Source organism: Pseudofrankia saprophytica, assembly GCF_000235425.2.
In the GTDB taxonomy this organism is placed as follows: domain Bacteria; phylum Actinomycetota; class Actinomycetes; order Frankiales; family Frankiaceae; genus Pseudofrankia; species Pseudofrankia saprophytica.
Window position 1 is genome coordinate 247,124 of record NZ_KI912266.1, and the last position, 21,863, is coordinate 268,986.

General features: G+C 72.3%; 18 protein-coding genes and 1 pseudogene. 12 read left to right on the plus strand and 7 right to left on the minus strand.

The genetic code is table 11. From position 1 onward, the window contains the following. The 5 genes and pseudogenes from FRCN3DRAFT_RS0201010 to fahA all read left to right on the plus strand — a co-directional run. Nucleotides 1-679 (plus strand): annotated as a pseudogene (locus FRCN3DRAFT_RS0201010) (hypothetical protein); the annotation flags it as partial. A 185-nt stretch (nt 680-864) separates the two neighbouring features. Then, on the plus strand, nt 865-1,518 hold the full coding sequence (locus tag FRCN3DRAFT_RS0201020) for a hypothetical protein (RefSeq protein ID WP_007517993.1): 654 nt from the start codon (nt 865-867) through the stop codon (nt 1,516-1,518). A 167-nt stretch (nt 1,519-1,685) separates the two neighbouring features. Next, nucleotides 1,686-2,921: a 4-hydroxyphenylpyruvate dioxygenase gene (gene hppD / locus FRCN3DRAFT_RS0201025; protein ID WP_007517995.1), complete on the plus strand. Its 1,236-nt coding sequence runs from the start codon at nt 1,686-1,688 to the stop codon at nt 2,919-2,921. A gap of 68 nt (nt 2,922-2,989) precedes the next feature. Then, on the plus strand, nt 2,990-4,318 hold the full coding sequence (locus FRCN3DRAFT_RS0201030) for a homogentisate 1,2-dioxygenase (protein WP_007517997.1): 1,329 nt from the start codon (nt 2,990-2,992) through the stop codon (nt 4,316-4,318). Continuing rightward, nucleotides 4,315-5,568, plus strand: coding sequence for a fumarylacetoacetase (gene fahA, locus FRCN3DRAFT_RS0201035; RefSeq protein WP_007517998.1), 1,254 nt, complete (start codon nt 4,315-4,317; stop codon nt 5,566-5,568). The genes FRCN3DRAFT_RS0201030 and fahA overlap by 4 nt, the downstream gene beginning before the upstream one ends. 57 nt (nt 5,569-5,625) lie before the next feature. On the opposite strand, the gene FRCN3DRAFT_RS0201040 is transcribed toward fahA, so the two are convergent. Then, a complete protein-coding gene (locus FRCN3DRAFT_RS0201040; RefSeq protein ID WP_007518000.1) occupies nt 5,626-6,129 on the minus strand; it encodes a PH domain-containing protein in 504 nt (167 codons plus the stop codon). Nucleotides 6,130-6,185: 56 nt separating this feature from the next. Beyond that, entirely contained in the window at nt 6,186-7,079 is an 894-nt protein-coding gene (locus FRCN3DRAFT_RS0201045; protein WP_342435232.1) for a biotin--[acetyl-CoA-carboxylase] ligase, read from the minus strand. Between the two features lie 121 nt (nt 7,080-7,200). On the opposite strand from FRCN3DRAFT_RS0201045, the gene FRCN3DRAFT_RS0201050 reads away from it, so the two are divergent. From FRCN3DRAFT_RS0201050 to FRCN3DRAFT_RS42070, 4 genes are all read left to right on the plus strand, one after another. After that, nucleotides 7,201-8,796, plus strand: a complete 1,596-nt coding sequence (locus tag FRCN3DRAFT_RS0201050; RefSeq protein ID WP_007518004.1) for an acyl-CoA carboxylase subunit beta — start codon at nt 7,201-7,203, stop codon at nt 8,794-8,796. Nucleotides 8,797-8,892: 96 nt separating this feature from the next. Then, entirely contained in the window at nt 8,893-9,144 is a 252-nt protein-coding gene (locus FRCN3DRAFT_RS0201055) for an acyl-CoA carboxylase epsilon subunit (protein WP_007518006.1), read from the plus strand. Between the two features lie 216 nt (nt 9,145-9,360). Beyond that, nucleotides 9,361-11,130, plus strand: a complete 1,770-nt coding sequence (locus tag FRCN3DRAFT_RS0201060) for an acetyl/propionyl/methylcrotonyl-CoA carboxylase subunit alpha (RefSeq protein WP_007518007.1) — start codon at nt 9,361-9,363, stop codon at nt 11,128-11,130. Between the two features lie 365 nt (nt 11,131-11,495). Beyond that, nucleotides 11,496-12,089 (plus strand): DUF5313 family protein, encoded by a 594-nt coding sequence (locus FRCN3DRAFT_RS42070; protein ID WP_007518008.1) that lies wholly within the window; start codon nt 11,496-11,498, stop codon nt 12,087-12,089. Between the two features lie 63 nt (nt 12,090-12,152). On the opposite strand, the gene FRCN3DRAFT_RS0201070 is transcribed toward FRCN3DRAFT_RS42070, so the two are convergent. Then, nucleotides 12,153-12,593, minus strand: a complete 441-nt coding sequence (locus tag FRCN3DRAFT_RS0201070; protein WP_007518010.1) for a gamma-glutamylcyclotransferase family protein — start codon at nt 12,591-12,593, stop codon at nt 12,153-12,155. A 581-nt stretch (nt 12,594-13,174) separates the two neighbouring features. Between FRCN3DRAFT_RS0201070 and FRCN3DRAFT_RS0201075 the strand changes: the two genes are divergently transcribed. Then, nucleotides 13,175-14,623, plus strand: a complete 1,449-nt coding sequence (locus FRCN3DRAFT_RS0201075; RefSeq protein WP_007518011.1) for an NAD(P)H-quinone dehydrogenase — start codon at nt 13,175-13,177, stop codon at nt 14,621-14,623. A 30-nt stretch (nt 14,624-14,653) separates the two neighbouring features. Continuing rightward, the gene (locus tag FRCN3DRAFT_RS42075; protein ID WP_051466101.1) at nt 14,654-15,073 is read left to right on the plus strand and encodes a hypothetical protein; all 420 of its coding nucleotides are present in this window, start codon (nt 14,654-14,656) and stop codon (nt 15,071-15,073) included. On the opposite strand, the gene FRCN3DRAFT_RS0201085 is transcribed toward FRCN3DRAFT_RS42075, so the two are convergent. The 4 genes from FRCN3DRAFT_RS0201085 to FRCN3DRAFT_RS0201100 form a co-directional block, all read right to left on the minus strand. Further along, complete coding sequence (locus tag FRCN3DRAFT_RS0201085) at nt 15,054-16,421, minus strand: amidohydrolase (protein ID WP_007518014.1); 1,368 nt, start codon at nt 16,419-16,421, stop codon at nt 15,054-15,056. The two genes, FRCN3DRAFT_RS42075 and FRCN3DRAFT_RS0201085, sit on opposite strands and share 20 nt — an antisense overlap. 80 nt (nt 16,422-16,501) lie before the next feature. Continuing rightward, complete coding sequence (locus FRCN3DRAFT_RS0201090) at nt 16,502-17,662, minus strand: glutamate--cysteine ligase (protein WP_007518016.1); 1,161 nt, start codon at nt 17,660-17,662, stop codon at nt 16,502-16,504. A 418-nt stretch (nt 17,663-18,080) separates the two neighbouring features. After that, a complete protein-coding gene (gene aspS / locus FRCN3DRAFT_RS0201095) occupies nt 18,081-19,871 on the minus strand; it encodes an aspartate--tRNA ligase (protein ID WP_007518018.1) in 1,791 nt (596 codons plus the stop codon). 179 nt (nt 19,872-20,050) lie between these two features. After that, complete coding sequence (locus FRCN3DRAFT_RS0201100; protein ID WP_007518019.1) at nt 20,051-20,437, minus strand: hypothetical protein; 387 nt, start codon at nt 20,435-20,437, stop codon at nt 20,051-20,053. A gap of 30 nt (nt 20,438-20,467) precedes the next feature. Between FRCN3DRAFT_RS0201100 and FRCN3DRAFT_RS58060 the strand changes: the two genes are divergently transcribed. Continuing rightward, on the plus strand, nt 20,468-21,445 hold the full coding sequence (locus FRCN3DRAFT_RS58060; RefSeq protein WP_232793881.1) for an alkaline phosphatase D family protein: 978 nt from the start codon (nt 20,468-20,470) through the stop codon (nt 21,443-21,445). Nucleotides 21,446-21,863 lie beyond the last annotated feature (418 nt).

Here is a 21,863-nt window from a genome sequence, read left to right on the forward strand (position 1 = left end):
GGCGTACGGCGCCTGGCCGGGGGCGGTCGACCCGTCGGCCCCCGCGGCGCCGTTCTGGCGACGCCGGCCCGCCCTGACCGCGGTGTCGGTGAGCCTCGCCATGCTGCTCGTGGCCGTCGGGCTCGCCTGGGTCGCCGTGGCGCCAAGCTGCTGCTCGGGCGGCACAGGGACTTCGGCCGCCGCGGCCACACCGGCCGCCGCCACGCCGCAGGCCGCGGACGGCGGCTGGACGTCGGAGCGGCGCGCCCTCGCCGACCGGCTCGACCCGGCGGAGATGGTGGGCTGCCGGCCCAACCCCAGCCCCGCCGGTGTCGGCGTGACGGCGGCGCTGTTCTGCGCGACGCCCGATGGCCGCCAGGTGGCGGTGTACGCCTACCGGGACGCGGACGCGCTGCGTTCCGACGTCACCCAGCGCGCCAACGGCGTGCCCAGCGAGGGCAGGTGCGAGCGCGGCGAGAACGAGGTCTTCTCCTGGGACACCGGCCCGGGCACGCCGGCCGGTGGGACGGTCGTCTGCCACCACCGGGACGGCCACGCCTTCCTGTTCTGGAGCTCGGACGCCGACGTCGTCTCCTTCCTCGCGTACGACACCGACCCTCGGGCCCTGGTCGACTGGTGGGAGTCGTTCGAGCCCTTCCCGGACCGCGCCGGCCCCACCGCCGCTCCTCGGCCGGCCTGAGCTCCCCCGGCCGGCCTGAGCCGCCCTGCCGGCACAGGGACGAGACCGGCGGGCTCACTGGTCCGTCGGCTCACCACCGCGTCGGCGGCGACCGGCCCGGCGCAACGATCCGCGCGCGGCGGGCGTCGCACACCACGCGGCGTACGGGACCTGGAGAAGTCCGGACACGGCGAAGGGGGACCGCGATGCGGCGTGGGCAGGTCGCGGCGCTGGCGGCCGGCGGGGCGGTGCTGGTGGCCGCCGGCATCACGGTCGCCGTGGTGCTCACCACCGGCGGCGACGGGCCGGCGCCGACCGCGGGCACGTCGCCCGCGGTGACCACCCAGGCGGCACCATCGCCGGCGGCGAGCTCCCCGGCCGACAACCTGACGCCGGCGCAGCGGGCGCTTGCCGCGACGCTCGGGCCGCTGCGGGTGCGCGACTGTGTGCCGGCGCCGCCCGAGCGGGTCACCGAGCCGCCCGGCCAGGGGTCGAGCCTGGACCAGGGCGTCGACGCCGCGATCCTGTGCCAGACCAACGTCATCGCCGGGGAGCCCGGCCCGGCCGAGGTCATCGCGCGTCACTACCACGACGCCGCGGCCCTGAAGGCCGACGCCGACCGGCGCACCGGCGCCATCAACGACGTCGGCAGCTGCGCCGCCGGCGAGCCGAGCACCGAGACCTGGGGGCGCTCGACGCGCCAGCTCGGCACCTTCCTCTGCGATCGGGTCGCCCCCGGCACACCGGACGCCCGCTTCGCGGTCTTCTGGACCGTCACCGCCGACCAGACGGCCCTGTCCGCTGCCTCCGCCGATCCCGCCGGCCTGATCGCCTGGTGGCGCGACTTCACGAAGCCGTAGCCAGCCGATACCTCGCGTCGGAGTGGACGGCCCCGGTCTGCGGGCGTAGGACGGTGGCGTCGGGCAGCGCGCGCACGGGCGTGGGCGAGCGCCCGGCGGGACAGTCCGGGACGCGGAGCCTGGCGAACCAGGCGGCGCTCCCGGGCGGACGGTGCAGGAGGCGGCCCATGAGCATTCAGCGGACCCTCACCGAACAGGAACGGCTCGCCCACCTGGATCCGGAGCAGCTGCGACGGCTGGTCGGGCTGGTGGAGCACGACCCGGCCGCCGACCCGTTCCCGGTGACCGGGTGGGACGCGCTGGTCTGGGTCGTCGGGAACGCCACCCAGGCGGCCGCCTACTACCGGCTGGTGTACCGGATGGAGCTGGTCGCCTACACCGGCCCCGAGACCGGCAACCGCGACCATGTCGGCTATGTGCTGCGTTCGGGGGCGGCGCGGTTCGTGCTGACGGGTGGCGTGGACCCGGCCAGCCCTCTGTTGGAGCACCATCGCCGCCACGGTGACGGCGTCCTGGACGTCGCGCTGGAGGTCCCGGACGTCGACCGGTGCGTCGCCCATGCCCGCGAGCAGGGGGCCGTGGTGCTGGACGAGCCGCACGACGTCGGCGACGAGCACGGCACCGTGCGCCTGGCCAGCCTCGCGGCCTATGGCGACACCCGGCACAGCCTGGTGGACCGGTCCCGCTACACCGGCCCGTACCTGCCCGGATACCTCGCGGTCCAGCCCGTGACGGCTACGGGTCCGACGGCTGCGGCTGCGTCGGCTCCGCCTGCGCGGGCCGGGGCGCCGCTGTTCCAGGCGCTCGACCACGTCGTCGGCAACGTCGAGCTGGGGCGGATGGACGACTGGGTCGCGTTCTACAACCGGGTCATGGGCTTCACGAACCTCGCCGAGTTCGTCGGCGACGACATCGCGACGCGGTACTCGGCGCTCATGAGCAAGGTGGTGGCCAGCGGCGACCATCGGGTGAAGTTCCCGCTCAACGAGCCGGCGGCCGGCCAGAAGCGGTCGCAGATCGACGAGTACCTGGAGTTCTACGGCGGCCCGGGAGTCCAGCACCTGGCGCTGGCGACCGACGACATCGTCCGCGCGGTCGATGTGCTGCGGTCGCGGGGTGTCGGGTTCCTGGCCACGCCCGACTCGTACTACACCGACCCGGCGCTGCGGGCGCGGATCGGCGAGGTGCGGGTGCCGATCGACGAGCTGCGCACCCGCGGCATCCTCGTCGACCGCGACGAGGACGGCTACCTGCTGCAGATCTTCACCAGGCCGATTGGAGACCGACCGACGGTGTTCTTCGAACTGATCGAGCGGCACGGCTCGCTCGGGTTCGGCAAGGGCAACTTCCAGGCCCTGTTCGAGGCGATCGAACGCGAACAGGCCAGTCGCGGCAACTTCTAGGGGTTCGCGGCCCGGTGAGCCGGAGGTCGGACCGGTGCGCCGGAGGCGTGTGAGAGGGGTGCCAGGACATGGCGCACTACCGCGCGGTTGGCTCGATCCCGCCCAAGCGGCACACTCAGCACCGTTCGCCCGAGGGCGGCCTCTACTACGAGGAGCTCATGGGAGCCGACGGGTTCTCGGCGGACTCGTCGTTGCTGTACCACCGTGGCGTCCCATCGGCGATCGTCGACGCGACGCCCTGGGAGCCCCCGGACCAGACACTCACCGAGAACCGGCCGCTACTCCCCCGGCATCTGCGCCTTCCCGCCCTCTTCCCGGAAGAGAGCTGGAAGCGCGTCAACCCGGTCACCGGGCGGCGGTTGGTGCTCGGCAACGCCGACGTCCGGATCTCCTACGTCGTGGCGGGCGCCTCCTCGCCGCTCTACCGCAACGCCGCCGGCGACGAGTGCGTGTACGTCGAGTCCGGCGCCGCGACGGTGGAGACCGTCTTCGGAGCGCTGACCGTCCGCCAGGGTGACTACGTGCTGCTGCCCCGGTCGACGACGCACCGCTGGGTGCCCGCTGACGCCGCCGACGCCGCCGACGCCGCCACCGGCGCCGTCCGGCCGTTGCGGCTCTACGTGATCGAGGCGGGCACGCACATCGCGCCACCGCGGCGCTACCTGTCCCCGCGCGGCCAGTTGCTCGAACACGCGCCGTACTGCGAGCGGGACCTGCATGGCCCGGCCGAGCCGCTCCTGGCCGACGGCGACGACGTCGAGGTGCTGGTCAGGCACCGCGGCGCCCACACCGTCACCGGCACCCGGTACGTCTACTCGACACATCCGTTCGACGTCGTCGGCTGGGATGGCTGCGTCTACCCGTACACGTTCAACATCGCCGACTTCGAGCCGCTGACCGGCCGGGTGCACCAGCCGCCGCCGGCCCACCAGGTGTTCGCCGGCGACGGGTTCGTCATCTGCAACTTCGTGCCCCGCAAGGTCGACTATCACCCGCTGGCGGTGCCGCTGCCCTACTACCACTCCAACATCGACTCGGACGAGGTGATGTTCTACTGCGGCGGCGACTACGCCGCCCGGCGAGGAGCCGGCATCGGCCAGGGCTCGGTCAGCCTGCACCCGGCCGGGCACTGCCACGGCCCGCAGCCCGGCGCCGTCGAACGCGCGCTCGGCGCGCAGTTCGTCGACGAGCTCGCCGTCATGGTCGACACGTTCCGACCGCTCCAGCTCGGCGAGGGCGCCCGCGCGGCCGAGGACCCGGCCTACGCCTGGACCTGGTCCGGCCGCGCCCCGACCACCGGACCGGGCCCGGCGGGACCGGTCCGGGCGGCATCGGGCCCCGATGACCACCGATCCGAGATGACGATTCATCCGACAGGCGGAGGAACCCAGGCGTGAGCGTGGTCGAGGTCCCGGCGGGTTCGCCCTTCGGCCCGGACAACCTGCCGTACGGCGTCTTCTCCACGGCGGGGACCGCCCCGCGGGTGGGCGTGCGGCTTGGCGACACCGTCGTCGACCTCACCGTCCTGCTGAGTGGCGAACGGCCGCGTGACGACGAGGATGGCGGGAACGGTGGGAGGGCCGACGGCGAGGACAGCCAGGACGACGTGTTCGCGGCGCCGACGCTGAACCCGTTCCTGGCCCAGGGCTCGGCGCGCTGGCTGGCCGCGCGCCGGCGGATCACGGACCTTCTCGCCGGCGACGTCCCCGACGCGGCGTGCCACCCCGTCCACGAGGTCTCCACGCACCTGCCGTTCCAGGTCGCCGACTTCGTGGACTTCTACGCCTCCGAGCACCACGCGTCGAACGTCGGCCAGATCTTCCGCCCGGGCGCGCCGCCGCTGATGCCGAACTGGAAGCACCTGCCCGTCGCCTACCACGGCCGGGCCGGCACGGTCGTCGTCTCCGGAACCGGCATCGTCCGCCCGCAGGGACAGCGCCGGCTCCCGGGCGCGGAAACACCCAGCTACGGCCCGAGCCTCCGGCTGGACATCGAGGCCGAGCTCGGGTTCGTGATCGGCACTGGCTCCCGCCTGGGCGACCGGGTTGGCGTCGACGAGTTCGACGAACACGTCTTCGGCGCCGTCCTGGTCAACGACTGGTCCGCGCGCGACCTGCAGGACTGGGAGTCCCGGCCGCTCGGCCCGCACCAGGGCAAGAGCTTCGCGACCTCCGTCTCGCCGTGGGTCGTGCCGATGACCGCGCTGCGCGCCGCCCGGGTCCCACTGCCGGCCCAGGTTCCCGAGCCGCTGCCGTACCTGCGCGGGCGCGCGCCCGGCTGGCGGCCGTGGGGCCTCGACGTCGACCTGGTCGTCGGCTGGAACGGCGAGGTGGTCTCCCGCCCGGCAGCCCGCGAGCTGTACTGGTCCCCCGCCCAGCTGCTGGCCCACCTGACGGCGAACGGCGCGTCCGCCCGCACCGGCGACCTGTTCGCCTCGGGCACGGTGTCCGGTCCGGAGAAGGACCAGCGGGCCTGCCTGCTCGAGCTGACCTGGAACGGCGCGGAACCGATCACGGTCGGCGGCGAACGGCGCACCTTCCTGCTCGACGGCGACCAGGTCACGATCTCCGCCACCGCCCCGGGCCCGGACGGCGCCCGCGTCGGTTTCGGCGAGGTCACCGGCACTGTCCTGCCCGCCCGCCGCTGAGCACGCTCGATCTCCGGACGGGGCGCCTAGCGCCCGCCGTAAGGACCGCCCTACGCGCTAGGCGCCGGAGTAGCCGCGGAGGGCTTCGCCGAGCTCGTAGAGGCGCAGGTGGACGTGCTCGACGTGGGGAACGCTGGTCAGGACCACCTGCCCGCGTTCTCCCGCGCTCTCGATCGTCAGCGTGCCCGAGCCGACCATCCGCTCGAAGAGCGTGTGCTCGAACGTGACGTCGTTGAGCCGGACCAGCGGGATGTCCCGGCCCGATCGGGTGAACACGCCGGTGCGCAGCAGCACCCGCTCGTTGGTGATCACGTAGCGCGTCGTCACCCAGCGAACCCAGGGAACGATGGTCAGATAGACCAGCAGGACCACGGCGACGATCAGCACCAGGTACTGCAGCGGTTTCTGCAGTACGCCGTTAGGCGCGAAGAAGACCGCCAGCACGGCTAGACCGAGCACCACGACAGCGCTGAACACCGGCCGTACCAGCCGGATCCAGTGCGGGTGCAGGTCGAGCACCACCACTTCGTCATCCGTCAGGATGTCTTCGGGAAAGGCCACGCGACGATCGTCGCACTCCCTGTTACATCCGGGCGAGATGCCCCAGAGCGGGCCGCTCAGGGCGTGGCGGGAGCCGGCCGGAGGTGGACGACGTCGGCGGCGCTGAAGGCCCGGCCGCCGACGACCAGCCTGCCGGTCTCGTCGACGTCGGTGGCGACGCCCACGACCGTCTCGCCGCCTGGCAGCTCGACCCTGACGTCGCGGCCGAGGGTCGCGCACACCTCGAGGTAGCCGGGCCGGGCGGCCTCTGGATCCGCGTCGAACCGGGCCAGGGCGCCCGCGAGGCCCGTGAGCAGCGCGGCGAGCAGATCGGTCCGCCGCGGCACCTCGCCGGGACCGGCGGCGGCCAGCACGGCCAGGCTGGTGCCGCCCGGGGGCAGCTGCGCGGCGGTGGTGCGCACGTTCAGCCCGAAGCCGATCACCAGTCCCGGCGGCGACGCCCTCGGCGCGTCCGGCTTGCCCGGCGCGGCGCGGACCAGCTCGACCAGGATGCCGGCGAGCTTGTCCCCACCGACCTGGACGTCGTTCGGCCACTTCAGCCAGGCCGGCACCGCGAACCGGGAGCGCAGCGTCGCGACCAGCGACGTGCCGACGACCATCGGCACCCAGCCGAGCCGAGCCGTCGGCACCGTCGGCCGGGCCAGCAGCGACACGGTCAGCCCGGAGCCCGGCGGGGACACCCAGGAGCGGTCGAGCCGACCCCGCCCGGCGCTCTGCCGCTCGGCGGCGATCACCAGCCCGGCCGGCTCGCCGGCGCGGGCCCTGGCGGCGACGTCGGCGTTGGTGGAGCCGGTCTCGGCGAGGACGACCACCCGCAGCCCCACGGGCCGCCCGGCCTGGGCGAGCTCCGCGGCGTCCAGCGGGTCCGCCACCGCCGGCCCTTCCACCGCCGGCTCGTTCGCCGCCGACGGGCCCTGCCCGCCCGATGCCGCGCTTCTGGGGTCAGCCACGACCACAGCTTGCCAGCACGCGCCACCTTCGCCCACCGGGACCACAACCCCTAGTCGCGGGTGTGAGACAGAGTGCACTGTTGCTCGCACCCACGCCCACGCTGGCCGTACGCTGCCGCGCATGGCACTTCCGGCGCCCGCTTCCGAACCCACGCCCGACCCGCACACCACAGCGGGAAAGCTCGCGCAGCTTCAACGGGTGAACGACGACGCCGTGCACGCCGGATCGCAACGAGCGGTCGACGCGCAGCACGCCAAGGGCAAGATGACCGCCCGCGAGCGGATCGCGGCCTTCCTCGACCCGGGCTCCTTCGTCGAGACCGACGCGTTCGTCCGCCACCGCGCGCACGACTTCGGCGTCGAGGCGAACCGGCCCTACGGCGACGGCGTCGTCACCGGCTACGGCACGGTCGACGGCCGTCAGGTGTGCGTCTTCAGCCAGGACGCGACGGTGTTCGGCGGCAGCCTCGGCGAGGTCTTCGGCGAGAAGATCGTCAAGGTCATGGACCTCGCGGTGCGGACCGGCTGCCCGGTCATCGGGATCAACGACTCGGGTGGTGCCCGCATCCAGGAGGGCGTCGTCGCGCTCGGCCTGTATGGCGAGATCTTCTATCGCAACGTGCTGGCGTCCGGGGTCGTGCCGCAGCTGTCACTGATCATGGGCCCGTGCGCCGGCGGCGCCGTGTACTCGCCCGCGATCACCGACTTCACCCTGATGGTCGACAAGACCAGCCACATGTTCATCACCGGGCCGGACGTCATCAAGGAGGTCACCGGCGAGGACGTGGGCTTCGAGGAGCTCGGCGGCGCCCACACGCACAACAGCAAGAGCGGCGTCGCCCACTTCCAGGCCACGGACGAGACCGAGTGCTTCGAGCTGGCCAAGGCGCTGCTGTCGTACCTGCCGCCGAACAACATGGACGACGCGCCGATCTACGACGAGGTCGCCGACGTCGAGGGCGAGGTGGACCCGGAGCTGGACACCTTCATCCCCGACTCGCCGAACACCCCGTACGACATGCACAAGGTGATCGAGAAGATCCTCGACGACGGGGACTTCCTCGAGGTGCACGCGCAGTTCGCCATGAACCTCATCGTCGGTTTCGGCCGGGTCGACGGCCGGTCCGTCGGCGTCGTCGCCAACCAGCCGATGCAGTTCGCCGGCACCCTCGACATCGACGCGAGCGAGAAGGCCGCGCGGTTCGTGCGCACCTGCGACGCGTTCAACATCCCGGTGCTGACGTTCGTCGACGTCCCGGGCTTCCTGCCGGGTACGTCGCAGGAGTGGAACGGCATCATCCGCCGCGGCGCGAAGCTCATCTACGCCTACGCGGAGGCGACCGTCCCGAAGGTCACGGTCATCACCCGCAAGGCCTACGGCGGTGCCTACGACGTCATGGGGTCCAAGCACCTGGGCGCCGACATCAACCTCGCCTGGCCGACCGCCGAGATCGCCGTCATGGGCGCCCGCGGCGCCGTCAACATCGTCTACCGCCGCGAGCTGGCCAAGTCGGACAACCCGGACGCCCGCCGCACCGAGCTGATCGCCGACTACAACCACCACTTCGCGACGCCGTACATCGCGGCCGAGCGCGGCTACCTCGACGCCGTGATCCCGCCGTCGGTGACCCGCCGCGAGGTGATCCGCGCGCTGCGGCTGCTGCGTAACAAGCGCCAGACGCTGCCGCCGAAGAAGCACGGCAACATCCCGCTCTAGCGGGCCAGGAGGTGCGAAAATGATCTTTCTTCGCGCTTCCTGAAGCACCGAGCGCCAGCCGCACAGTGACACATAGACCATCTCGAGGAGGTGCCGGTGGCCGAGAACGAACCGGCCGAGCCGCGCCGGCCGTTGCTGAAACTGGTGCGCGGCGACGCGACACCGGAGGAGGTCGCGGCCATCGTCGCGGTGTTCGCGGCGCACGCCGCCGCCGCGGCGGCGGTGCCGGCGCCGCGCGCGCCCCGGTCGGTGTGGGCCGACCGAAGCCAGGCGTTGCGGGTCGCGAGTGGCCCGGGAGCGGGCGGCTGGCGGCGCGCGGGCATCCTCGGCGGCCTGCGGACCGGGTGATTGTCGTCACTGACGGCTCGGCCGCCGGCCGGCGAGCCCCGGCGACCCGATGCTTCTGACGGAGCCAGGACGGCTTTTGACGGAGCTAGGACGCAGGATTCTCGTCAGCCCACGGCGCAGTTACAAGATCAACGGGCAAGCAGGGACATTCCAGTAGCAACCTCAGCGGCCTCAGTCGCCCTAGACTCGGGCAGGCCGAACGAGGACGGGAGGAACGTGCGCAAGATCCTCATCGCCAACCGCGGCGAAATCGCCGTCCGGGTGGCGCGGGCGTGCAAGGACGCTGGCTATGCCAGCGTCGCGGTGTATGCCGAGCCCGACATCGACGCCCTGCACGTTCGCGTAGCCGATGAGGCGTACGCACTCGGCGGATCCACGCCGGGCGACTCGTACCTGCGCATCGACAAGATCCTCGACGTCGCCGCGAAGTCGGGCGCCGACGCGGTGCATCCCGGCTACGGCTTCCTCTCCGAGAACGCCGACTTCGCCGAGGCCGTCATCGCCGCCGGGCTGACCTGGATCGGCCCGACGCCGGACGCGATCCGCCGGCTGGGCGACAAGACCGCCGCCCGCCACATCGCGCTCGCCGTCGGCGCCCCGCTCGCGCCCGGCACCGCCGACCCCGTCGCCGGTGTCGACGAGGTCATCGCGTTCGCCGACGAGCACGGCCTGCCGGTCGCCATCAAGGCCGCGTTCGGCGGTGGCGGCCGCGGCCTGAAGGTCGCCTGGACGCGGGACGAGCTGGCCGAGCTGTTCGACAGCGCGGTGCGCGAGGCGGTCGCGGCCTTCGGCCGGGGCGAGTGCTTCGTCGAGCGCTACCTCGACCAGCCGCGGCACGTGGAGACCCAGATCCTCGCCGACACGCACGGCAACGTGGTCGTCGTCGGCACCCGCGACTGCTCGCTGCAGCGCCGCTACCAGAAGCTCGTCGAGGAGGCGCCCGCGCCGTTCCTCACCGACGCCCAGCGCGCGTCGCTGTACGAGGCCTCCAAGAAGATCGCCAAGGAGGCCGGCTACGTCGGCGCCGGCACCTGCGAGTTCCTGGTCGCCAAGGACGGGATGATCAGCTTCCTCGAGGTCAACACCCGGTTGCAGGTCGAGCACCCGGTGACCGAGGAGACGACCGGCATCGACCTGGTGCGCGAGCAGTTCCGCATCGCCGAGGGCGAGGCACTCGGCTTCACCGACCCGCCGGCCCGCGGCCACGCGATCGAGTTCCGGATCAACGGCGAGGACCCCGGCCGCAAGTTCCTGCCGGCGCCGGGCACCGTCACCAGCCTGGTGCTGCCGACCGGCCCCGGCGTGCGCGTCGACACCGGCATCGAGAGCGGCAGCGTCATCGGCGGGGCGTTCGACTCGCTGCTGGCCAAGCTGATCGTCACCGGCGCGACCCGCCAGCAGGCCCTGGAGCGGGCCCGCCGCGCACTCGACGAGCTGGTCGTCGAGGGCATGGCGACGGCGCTGCCGTTCCACCGGGCCGTGGTACGCGACCCGGCGTTCGCCCCGGCCGACGCCGACGAGCCGTTCACGATCCACAACCGCTGGATCGAGACCGAGTTCATCAACACCATCCCGGCGTTCACCGGCGGGGCGCAGGACGAGACCGCCGACTCCGCGGCGCGGGAGACCGTCGTCGTCGAGGTCGGTGGCAAGCGGCTGGAGGTCGTGCTCCCGGCCGGCCTCGGCGCCATCGGGGGCGCGGGCGGTGGCGCCGCCCGCGGCGCGGCGCCGAAGCGCAAGGCCAGCGGCAAGAAGGCCGGCGCGGCCAGCGGCAACTCGCTGACCAGCCCGATGCAGGGCACGATCGTCAAGGTAGGGGTCGCCGACGGCGACACCGTGGCCGAGGGCGACCTGATCGTCGTCCTCGAGGCGATGAAGATGGAACAGCCCATCACCGCCCACCGCGCGGGCACCATCACCGGCCTCACGGCCACTGTCGGCGCGGTCGTCCCCAGCGGCACCGTCCTCTGCGAGATCAAGGACTAGCCGACCTCGAAGGACTGGCCGACCTCGGTCGAGAGCGGCGGTCGCGGGCACCTCCCGCGGCTGCCGCTTCGTCATGTTCCGGGCTTGGGGAGCATTCCGGGCTTGAGGCGCATTCCGGCTTGACGAGCCGGCGCAGGACAGTCGGCATTTGTATGCCGCTTCGGATGTGTTAGGGGGCACTCGCGGCGGCTGGGGGGTGAGCCCTGGGGACTCTGCTGGGGGCAGGGTCCCCAGGGCTTTCACGTTCTCGGCCCGCCTGTTGGAACGGCGGGCCGCGGGTGACCCGGCGCTGGCCTGGGCGACGACGTAGCCGGGTGATGCAGCCAGCGGCGCCGGTGCCGCCCGTGGTTCGTAGGCTCGGACGTATGAACGTTGGCAACGAAGCCCGGACGGGCACCGCCGAGGCCGAGAAGCCCATCAGAACGGTGCCATCTCCGGCGGCGACGACGGTACCGGCACCAGCCGGCGGACCCGAGGCCCCGCCGCTGACGGGACGGGTCGCATACGTGTTCGGCGGGGCGCTGCCCGCCCGGTACGTCGCCTGGGTGTCGCGGGACCTAACGGGTCCGGGGTGGCGGCGACGGCAGGCGCTGCGGCCGGTGCTGATGATGCTGCCGTTCGCGGTCATCTTCGCGCTACTGCCGGGGCCGGTCGGGGTCCGGGCGCTGCTGGTCGCCTTCCTGCTGGTGGCGGCCGGGGGGCTGGGGCTGGGGATGAGCGGCCACTTCCGCAACCGCCGGCTCGTCCAGCACGGCTTCCCGCCCGTCATCAAGCTGAACGTCGAGGACGTCGAGGACGTCGAGGACGTCGAGCCCGAGCGGCCGGCCGGCCTGGCCCCGGCGAGGGCCCGCATCGACGCGACGCCCGCGACCAGGGAACCTAGCCAGCCCGACAGCACCGGTACCAGCGGCAGCGGCAGCGGTGCCGACCCGGACGACCCGGACGGCATCAACGCCTGACCCGGTCACCTGGCGCGTGGCCGATGGGGTCCTCGGGGCTGTGACGGCGAAGATCCCACCGGATCAAGCCGTGGGACGGGCGCGCAGGTCGGCGACGTAGTCGCTGGGGGCGCCGGCCTTCTCGGCGCCGTCGGCGATGTCGGCCAGGTGGCGGGCGGAAGGCAGGCCGCCCTCGTAGGCGTCCAGGACGTAGGTCCAGGCGAGCACGTCGCCGTCGAGGGTGGAAAGGCGTACTCGGATGCGGGTGTAGAGCCCGGTGTCGGCGCCTTCCCAGACGTCGAGCCGCTCCAGGTCGTAGCGGTCGATGTCGTAGAGCATGACGTACACGCGTCCCGCCGGGTACGGGACGATCGTCGCGAGCGCGCCGTCCCAGCCGAAGTTCTCCCCGCCAAAGGTGAGCCGCCAGCCGCTGAGCCAGCCGGTCCCGGTCACCGGCGAGTGCGGAGCACGCTCCTTCATCTTCGCCGGATCAAGATTGCTGGCATACGCTGCGTACAGATTCATGTCGGCGTCTCTCATCCCATGGCCCGAGCCTGGATGGCGCGGGGGCCGGTGCAAGGCCGGTGGCGCGCGGTGTGAGCACCGCAAACGCGCGTGACGGCGGGGCCGGTTCGCCTCGCCATTATGCGACCGATGGCCCCCTTGATCACACGGGCCTTTCCGTAGAGCCTGGCCACACCGGCTAATCATGGCCATGCCGGGGAATGGGCCGGTCGAGAACCTGGCGAGTCCGCTCACGCTCCGCTCGCCGAGCGCTCGCGGTCCGCTCACCGAGCGCTCGGCGTCGGCGCCGAGCGGTCGTCATCCGCGCGCCAAGCGTTCGTCGCCCGCTCCTCGACGGTTTCGCGCCGGGACGGGCCGGCGCGGTCTGGACGTTGTAGCCGGAGGCCACCCGGCGGGGCTCGGTGGTGGGTGCGGTCGCGGCGGCAGGCAGGATGGACTACTGGGTGGGCCGGCCTACCAGCCGGCGATACCCACGGCCGCCGGGCGGCCGCTCGGTGCCGGGCGCGGCGAGCGGTCGCGGCGGTACGAGACTCGACAGGGCAGGAACCGTGGCAGGGACCAGAAGTGGCAAGGAGGGGACCGTGAGCCGGATCGTCATCCTCGGCGGGGGGCCCGGCGGATATGAGGCGGCCCTCGTCGCGGCGTCGCTGGGGGCCACCGTCACGCTGGTCGACTCGGACGGGGTGGGCGGTGCCTGCGTACTCACGGACTGTGTGCCGTCCAAGACCCTGATCGCCACGTCGGAGACCATGACGTCCGTCGCGGGGGCGCCGGCGCTCGGCCTTTCCCGCAAGGGAATGCCGACCCCCCGGCCCGCCAGCTGGGAGGGCGAGGGGCCGCATCTCACCCCGCCCGAGGTCCTCACGTTCGAGGCGAAGCGCGTCAACAGCCGGGTGATCGAGCTGGCGCAGGCGCAGTCACGCGACATCGAGGCCCGCCTGCGGCGCGAGAAGGTGGAGGTCGTCCACGCGAAGGGCCGCCTCGTCGGGCCCACGGCGGTCGAGACGGACACCGGTGACAGCTTCGTCGGCGACGTGGTTCTCATCACCACCGGCGCGGCCCCGCGCATCCTGCCGACGGCCGAGCCCGACGGCGAGCGGATCCTGACCTGGCAGCAGCTCTACGAGCTCCCGGAGATTCCCGAGCACCTCATCGTCGTCGGTTCCGGCGTCACCGGCGCCGAGTTCGCCAGCGCCTATCGAGCGCTCGGCGCGGCGGTGACGCTGGTCTCGTCCCGGGAGCGGGTGCTGCCCGGCGAGGACCCGGACGCCGCCATGGTCATCGAGGACGTGTTCCGCCGCCGCGGCATCGAGGTGCTGAACCGCTCCCGGGCCGCCTCCGTCCGCAGGATCGGCGACGGCGTGCTCGTCGAGCTGACGGACGGCCGCACGGTGACCGGTTCGCATGCGCTGATGGCGGTCGGATCGGTACCTCGGACCAAGAACATCGGGCTGACCGAGGTCGGGGTGCGGCTCGGTTCCGGAGGGCATGTGGTCGTCGACCGGATGTCGCGCACCTCGGTGCCCGGGGTGTACGCGGCGGGCGACTGCACCGGCGTGCTGCCGCTGGCCTCGGTCGCCGCCATGCAGGGCCGGATCGCCATGCGGCACGCGCTCGGCGAGGCGGTGACACCGCTGCGGCTCGGCACCGTGTCGTCCAACATCTTCACCGACCCGGAGATCGCCACCGTCGGTGTCACCCAGCGCATGAAGGATTCGGGCACGATCGCGGCGGAGGTCGTCACGCTGCCGCTGGCGCGCAACCCGCGGGCGAAGATGCTCGGCATCGCCGACGGGTTCGTGAAGCTGTTCTGCCGGCCGGGCAGCGGCAGTGTGCTCGGCGGGGTCGTGGTCGCGCCGCGGGCGTCCGAGCTGATCCTGTCGATCTCGCTCGCCGTCTCCAACGGCCTGACCGCGGAGCAGCTGGCGAACACCTTCTCGATCTACCCGTCGCTGTCCGGCTCGATCACCGAGGTCGCCCGGATGATGCGCTCCGAGGACCTCTTCGCGGCCTTCGACGACACTCTCTGACAGCGCCGCGAGCGGTGTGATGATGGCCGCATGACGGACAGGCGGACTGTGGACGTCGGCGGCGTCGGCGGCCGGGCTGGCTTCGCGTACGAGGCCCAGCTGCGGCTGGCGCCTGGCGCTGACGAGCGGGCTCCCGGCGGCGCCGTGACAGCGGCCCTGTGCGGTCACTGGGAGCACGACGGCCCGTGCCGCTGGCCGCACCACACCAGCGTCGACGAGCGGGACGGCGAGGAGCTCACGGTCCGGGTGGTGGCCGCCAGCCCGCCCACTGAGCGTGCCGAGGTACAGCGTCTGATCGACGGCGCCCTCACCGTCGGTGAGCTCGTCGGCCCGGATGGACCGAGCCACTGGACGCTGCTGCGCTCCGGTCCGGTCGGCCTGCGCACCGACGAGCTGGCCCTGGCCGGCCGCCTCGCCACCGGCCCCGCCGCTAGCGGGCCAACCGGGTGAAGGCCTCGACGGCGGCGCCGGCCAGGAGGCGGACCCCGACGCCGATCGCGCGCTCGTCGACGGCGTAGTCGCCCTGGTGCAGGTCGTAGGTCGGGCCGCCCGGGGTGCGGGTGCCGAGCCTCGCCAGGGCGCCGGGGACGTAGGTGAGGTACCAGCCGAAGTCCTCGCCGCCGAGCGACTGGGCGACGGTCGTGGCCGCCTCGTGGCCGAACGTCTCGGTCACGGCGGCGTCGAGGACGTCGACCATGTCGGCGGTGTTCACGACCGGGGGCACGCCCCGGCGGTAGTCCACGACGATGTCCGCGCCGAACGGCGCGGCGATCTGGTGGGCGAGCTCCTCGACCAGCTCGGGGGCCGTCTCCCAGGTGTCGCGGGACAGGGTCCGCACGGTGCCGCGCAGCTGCCCGGCGCGCGGGATGGCGTTCGCCACCGAGCCGGCCTGCACCTGGCCCCAGACCAGCGCGAGCCCGGACCGGGGGTCGATCCGCCGGTTCAGCGCCGCCGGCAGCTGGGTGATCAGTGCACCGATGGCGTAGACCAGGTCGACGGTGTTCTGCGGGCGCGAGGTGTGGCCGCCGGGGCCGGCCAGCATGATCTCCACCAGGTCGGCCGCCGACGTGATCGGGCCGGGCCGCAGCCCGACGGTGCCGACGTCGAGGGCCGGGTCGCAGTGCACGGTGAGCGCCGCGTCGACCGGTTTGAGGATGCCCGCGTCGATGACCTCCAGGGCGCCGCCCGGCATCGTCTCCTCGGCCGGCTGGAACAGCAGCCGCACGGTGCCCGCCAGCGGGTGGGACCGGGCGTACTCGGCGAGCGCCAGGCCCGCCCCGAGCACGACGGTCGTGTGGACGTCGTGCCCGCAGGCGTGGCAGACGCCGGGGATGATGGACGCGTAGGGAACGTCCTTGGCGTCCTGCAGCGGCAGCGCGTCCATGTCGGCGCGCAGCATCACGACCGGGCCCTCGTCGGGAGAGGTCCGGGTCGCGTCGCCCGGGCCGCCGGTGGCGATGTCGCACCAGATGCCCGGGATGTCGGAAAGCCGCTGGGGCGCCAGGCCCGCCGCGGCGAGCCGCTCGGTGATCAGCCCGGCTGTCCGGTGCTCCTGGCGGCCGAGTTCGGGATGCATGTGCAGGTCGCGGCGGAAGGCGATGAGCTCGTCCTCGTGCCGGGCGAACCAGTCCCGGACGAATCCGGTGACGTCCGCGGCGCGTTCTCCCCGCGCGCCCGCCGGCCAGGCCGCCCGCGCGGTCGTCGCCGCCGAGTCGGCGGGTTCCGCGTCCCCCGACGGCGCGTCCACCGACATCGCGTCGGCGGGCGCCACCGGCATCGCACTCACGTTGTCCGACATCCCGAAATAGACCTTCCCCCGGCTGCACCGGCTTGTCCGTTGAACAAACACCGGCGCACTCGCCAGGAACTGCCCGAAGGTCAGCCAGCCGACCTGTCCAGCCGCAGTGGACGGCCGATGTTCATCTCCTCTAGCAGAGTATCGACGACCTGGCTGAGATCGCCGCCGGCCCGCCGGGCGGCGGCGCGCTGCCGCTGGTAACTCGCTCCGATCGTCAGGATTTCCGGCACCGCCTCCAGCTCGGCGGAGCAGCCGAGGCGGCGGGCGACTGGCAGCAGGTCGTCGACCAGGTCGGCCAGCTCCGTGCGCACCGGACGGGTGGTGCCGCGGTCGTCCACCAGGATCTCCGCGTCCAGCCCGTAGCGGGCGGCCCGCCACTTGTTCTCCTGGACGACCCAGCGGCGCGGCACCGGGAGCGTGTAGCCGCGATCGAGCTGGCTGTTCATCCGGTCGACGAGGCACTGGGCCAGCGCGGCGACCGCGCCCACCTCCCGCAGCGTCGGCAGCCCGTCGCAGATCCGCAGCTCGACGGTGCCGAAGTTCGGATGCGGGCGGATGTCCCACCACACCTCGCGGATCGTCTCGATCGTGCCAGAAGCGACGAGAGTCTCCATGAACCGCTCGAACTGTGCCCAGTCCGACAGTTGGTAGGGCAGCCCGGCCGTCGGCAGGCTCTCGAAGACCTTCGACCGGCTGGAGGCAAGTCCGGTGTCCCGCCCAAGCCAGAACGGCGACGACGCCGACAGCGCCAGGAAGTGCGGGATGTAGCTCATAAGCGCGTTGACGATCGGGAACGCCTTCTCCTTGGAGCGGACGCCGACGTGAACATGCACACCGAAGATCAGCAGCCGGCGGGACAGCCACTGCATCTGGTCGACAAGGCGGTGATAACGCTCATTCTCACTGATTTCCTGCGTGCTGTACTCGCTGATCGGGTGCGTACCACTGCACATCAACCCGATTCCGCGCCTTTCCGCGAGACCGCGCAGCACGTCGATCGTTCCGGTCAGATCGGCGAGCGCCTGCGGCACCGAATCGCAGACGCCCGTGATGACCTCGATCGTCGACTCAAAGAGCTCGTGCTTGGCTTTGGCCGCATCCTCGTCGCCGACCTTGGCCGCGAGCTCCTCGAGGATCTCGGTCGAGGCGCCGCGTAGCTGGCGAGTCCGGAGGTCGACCAGCTCCAGCTCCCACTCGATACCCAGGCTGGTGCGCGGCGACGACGAGAAGGGAATATGCACCCTGCCTCCTCCTGTGTCAGCGGTCGGCGTGGAAACCGGGACGACGCGATCACACAATCACGCGATCATGCGGGTCGTTGCGTGTCCGGGCTCTCCTAACGACGTGGGGGCTTCAGGACAGGTAGGCGGTCATGGCGCGTCGGTGGGCATGATGCCGCGGCGGGAGAGCCGCCCCGGCGGGACCTCGGTGAGGCGACGCCTCTCCCGCGGACCACGCACCCCCTATGCGGTTCACCGGCGGGCAGGCAAGGTCCGTCCGTCCGGCCTGGCTGCCGGCGAATTACCCGCTTGGCCCGTCGATACGCACAACAGCGGTCAGACACCACCCCCGTTGAGGTAACGGTAGGTCGCCTCACCCCCGTTTCGGGGCTATTTCCCCGAAACGGGCCGTACATACCCGAGCGCGGAACTTCCTCGCTTAGGCCGGCGGCGTGGCCACCACGCGGACGCCCAGCTCGCGTAGCTGACGCTCGTCCACCTGGGTCGGGGCACCGGTCATCGGGTCGAGGCCGGACTGCGTCTTGGGGAACGCGATGACCTCGCGGATGTTCTCCTCGCCGGCGAGGATCGCCACCAGCCGGTCGATGCCAAACGCGAAGCCGCCGTGCGGCGGGGCGCCGTACCCGAACGGGGTCAGGAAGAACCCGAACCGGGCGTTCGCCTCCTCCGGGCTGATCCCCAGCAGGCCGAAGATCCGCTGCTGCAGCTCCGGCTCGTGGATCCGGATCGAGCCGGAGCCGAGCTCCCAGCCGTTGAGGACCAGGTCGTAGGCGCGGCTGCGGACCTCCAGCGGGTCGCTCTCCATCTTGTCGACGTCGTCCGGGTGCGGGCGGGTGAACGGGTGGTGCCCCGGCTTGGGCCGCCCGGTCGCCTGGTCGATGCCGACGAACAGCGGGAAGTCGACCACCCAGACGTAGCGGAAACCGCCCTCGCCCGCCGGCGGGCGCCCCAGGGAGTTGCGCAGCTGGCCGAGCACCTCGCAGGCGGTCATCCACTCGTCGGCGACGAGCAGCAGCAGGTCGCCCTCGACCGCCTCGGTCCTCGTGACGATCCCGGCCAGCTCCTCGGGCGAGAGGAACTTCGCCACCGGCGACTCCAGCACACCGCCGGCGCCGACCCGCATCCAGACCAGGCCCTTGGCGCCGAGCTTCTTCGCCGTGTCGGTCAGGGTGTCCAGCGCCTTGCGGTTGTGCGTCGCCGAGCCGCCCGGCACCCGGACGCCCTTCACGGCGCCGGCGCCCGCGAACGCCTTGAAGCCGCTGCCGGCGAAGACGCTGGTGAGCTCGACCAGCTCCATGCCGAAGCGCAGGTCGGGCTTGTCGACGCCGAAGCGGTCCATCGCCTCGTGCCAGGTCATCGTCACGACCGGGGGCACCGGAACGTCGACGACGGCCTCGGTCGCGGCCAGCACGGACGCCGTGATGACGTCGAGCACGTCCTGCTGGTCGACGAAGCTCATCTCGATGTCGAGCTGGGTGAACTCGTACTGCCGGTCGGCGCGCAGGTCCTCGTCGCGCAGGCAGCGGGCGAACTGGAAGTAGCGGTCCACCCCGCCGACCATCAGCAGCTGCTTGAACAGCTGCGGCGACTGCGGCAGCGCGTAGAAGCTCCCCGGGAACTGCCGGGAGGGGACGATGAACTCGCGCGCGCCCTCCGGCGTCGACGGCATCAGCAGCGGCGTCTCGACCTCGGCGAACCCCAGCGGGGCGAGCGCGGCGCGGATCGCCGACAGCGCCGCCGAGCGGACCCGCAGGTTGCGCTGCATCCGGTCGCGGCGCAGGTCCAGGTAGCGGAAGGCCAGCCGGGTCGACTCGTCGACGTTGTCCGCCCGATCGTCGAGCGGGAACGGCGGGGGCTTCGCGACCGAGAGCACCTCGACCTTGCAGTCGCGCAGCTCGACCTGACCGGTCGCGAGCTGCGGGTTGACGGTGCCCTCCGGCCGTTCGGTGACGGTACCGGTGATCTTCAGCACGTACTCCGACCGCACGTCGACCGTGCCGTCGACGACGCACTGCACGACGCCCGAGTAGTCCCGCAGGTCCAGGAACTGCAGCGACTGCCCGTGCTGGCGCCGGTGGGCCACCCACCCGCACACCGTCACGGTCTCCCCGGCATCAGCCAGCCGAAGGTCCCCGCACCGATGCGTACGCATCGCGGTCTGCCGCACCCGCGGCGTCCCCGGCTCGCCGTGCCCGTCTGCCGTCACCATCGCCCTGCCGTCCTGTCCGTGTGTCCTCGTCGCTCACGTCGGCCCTGTACGAGCAAAAGGGGAGCGAGAAAGCGTCTTGGTGTGATGCCACACCGAACCTTCACACCACACAGAACCCTACCGGCGCGATACGCCCTGCCCTCGGCACGCTCCGTGCCGACGATCGGATCGGCGAGTTGTCAGTGTCTAAGCGCCCTGATGAAGCGGCTGACCTCCGAGCGGATGCCCGCCGGGACGCGGAGGACCTGGGGGCCGCCGGGGGTGGTGAGCTGGACGCGGATCACGTCGCCGTGTTTGACGCCCTGGGAAGCCTTCACCTCGCGGCGGTCCCAGACGACGTCGAACCAGTCCCCCTCGCGTGGGAACGGCGCCACGACGAGCAGCCGCTGGCTGGTCAGCAGGATCCAGCGAGACATGCCGAGCCGGTACCCGATGAACCGCTCGGCCCTGGCGACCAGCCGACCTCCGCCGCCGGGGTCGGTGAGCCGGCCGCGTAGCACGACCTCGGTGAACTCCCCCGGTTCCAGCGGCACGTCAGGCGGACGTGAGCTACGCGGGATGGCCACGCCGCAAGTCTGCTCCTCATCGGCCGGCGCGTGCCGTCCCACGCGTGCCGTCCCGCGCCCGCCGCGCCGCGGGAGCCCGGCGGGCGCGCGGCGGGCCGGTGCCCGCGAACGGTAGCGAACGTTCACCGGCTGGCCCCGGTCAGGACCGGTCGCCGTCAGGCAGGTCTACAAGCCTGTCCAGGAGAAGGACGGGGACGGGCTGGGGGACCCAGAACGGCTGAACGTGAGCCATACCGGACCGAAAGGAGCTGCGATGCCGCAGCTGCCCACCATTCCCGACGTGAGCCGACGAGATCTCCTCCGGGGTGGCGTCATCCTGACCGCGGCCGGGGCGGCGGCGGCCACCGGCGTGCTGTCAGGCGGGCCGGCCTGGGCCGGCGGGGCGAACCTCGGCGGCCTGCCGTCCTTCACCTCCGGCGTGCAGTCCGCGGATGTGACCGCCAGGAGCGGAGTCATCTGGGCACGTGCCGATCGGGCCGCCCAGATGATCGTGGAAGTGTCCGCCGCAGCAAGGCCACCTGGAAGGTCATCGCGAACGACCTGCCGCTCGGCCTGGTCGTCCCGGATGGCACCGCTGTCGAGGGTGTCGCCCAGGGCGACAACGGCGTCCCGCTCGGCCGTGAGGTCGAGTTCGCCCGCATCCTTTCATCGATCAAGCACAACAAGGTGCGCAACACCGTGTGGCTGACCGCCGACGTGCACTACACGGCGGCCCTGCATTACACGCCGGACCGCGCCGCGTTCAAGGACTTCGACCAGTTCTGGGAGTTCGTCGCCGGGCCGGCCAACGCGGGGACCTTCGGGCCCAACGGCACGGACGGGACGTTCGGGCCGGAGGTCGTGTTCCAGAAGGTGCCACCGGCCGGCCAGTCGAACCTGCCGCCGTCGGCCGGGTACCAGTTCTTCGGGCGAGTCACGATCGACGGCTGGTCGCGGGCGCTGACCGTGGAGCTGCGGGACGCTTCCGGCACCGTCCTCTGGTCGAACCAGCTGCCGGCCGCCAGGTAACCGCTCCCCGGCCGGTGTCGCGTCGTGTACCACGCAACGCGCCGCGGCACCGCAGGGCGCCCCGACTCCTGGTGGCGGCGGCAACGAGGCCGCCGCCACCAGGTATTTGCCTGCCCGCGCTCTCCGCCGAGGCCCGCCACGGCGATCCGGCGACGTCTCGCCAGTCAAACGGTCCCGCCCACGGCCTCTGAAGGTCGATCCGTGGCACCTGGGCATGCCTATTGGCAGGGCCATCTGACACGCTTCACCGATCGCCTTTGGGTGTGTGTCAGATAGGCGTGCCTATAGACAGGCTGAGACGCCGCGGTTCGGCTGGCGGGCGAGACCTCGGCGGGGCGGGGCCTCAGGGTGAGGTCGGTCGGGCCCAGGGAATCAGTCCACGCGCCTCTGGCCGGCTGTCAGCGGCCCGCTCAGCGGT

Excerpts from the sequence above, each read along its gene's own strand:
- FRCN3DRAFT_RS0201030 (WP_007517997.1), top strand. The coding sequence starts at position 2,990 with ATGGCGCACTACCGCGCGGTTGGCTCGATCCCGCCCAAGCGGCACACT.
- aspS (WP_007518018.1), bottom strand. The coding sequence starts at position 19,871 with ATGGTGACGGCAGACGGGCACGGCGAGCCGGGGACGCCGCGGGTGCGG.
- FRCN3DRAFT_RS42075 (WP_051466101.1), top strand. The coding sequence starts at position 14,654 with ATGACGGACAGGCGGACTGTGGACGTCGGCGGCGTCGGCGGCCGGGCT.
- FRCN3DRAFT_RS0201020 (WP_007517993.1), top strand. The coding sequence starts at position 865 with ATGCGGCGTGGGCAGGTCGCGGCGCTGGCGGCCGGCGGGGCGGTGCTG.
- FRCN3DRAFT_RS0201070 (WP_007518010.1), bottom strand. The coding sequence starts at position 12,593 with ATGAATCTGTACGCAGCGTATGCCAGCAATCTTGATCCGGCGAAGATG.
- FRCN3DRAFT_RS0201085 (WP_007518014.1), bottom strand. The coding sequence starts at position 16,421 with ATGTCGGACAACGTGAGTGCGATGCCGGTGGCGCCCGCCGACGCGATG.
- FRCN3DRAFT_RS42070 (WP_007518008.1), top strand. The coding sequence starts at position 11,496 with ATGAACGTTGGCAACGAAGCCCGGACGGGCACCGCCGAGGCCGAGAAG.
- hppD (WP_007517995.1), top strand. The coding sequence starts at position 1,686 with ATGAGCATTCAGCGGACCCTCACCGAACAGGAACGGCTCGCCCACCTG.
- FRCN3DRAFT_RS0201050 (WP_007518004.1), top strand. The coding sequence starts at position 7,201 with ATGGCACTTCCGGCGCCCGCTTCCGAACCCACGCCCGACCCGCACACC.